The organism is Larkinella sp. C7, from assembly GCF_006149005.1.
In the GTDB taxonomy this organism is placed as follows: Bacteria; Bacteroidota; Bacteroidia; order Cytophagales; family Spirosomataceae; genus Larkinella.
Map to the genome: position 1 here is coordinate 304 of NZ_VBSL01000126.1, position 204 is coordinate 507.

General features: G+C 44.1%; 1 protein-coding gene. It reads left to right on the top strand.

From position 1 onward, the window contains the following. Positions 1-19: 19 nt before the first annotated feature. The coding region (locus FH871_RS34710; RefSeq protein ID WP_255516996.1) for a lyase family protein at positions 20-204 on the top strand (185 nt) is incomplete at its 3' end.

Consider the following 204-nt stretch of genomic DNA (forward strand, 5'->3'; position numbering starts at 1 on the left):
CAGCATTCTCATGATGCACATGAGCCGCATCTGTGAAGAAATTATCAACTGGTGTTCCAACGAATACAAGTTTATCACCCTGTCTGATACCTTCTCAACCGGATCTTCCATCATGCCTCAAAAGAAAAATCCTGATATGGCCGAGCTCATTCGTGGGAAGACTGGTCGGGTTTATGGTAATTTAACCGGTCTCTTGACCGTTAT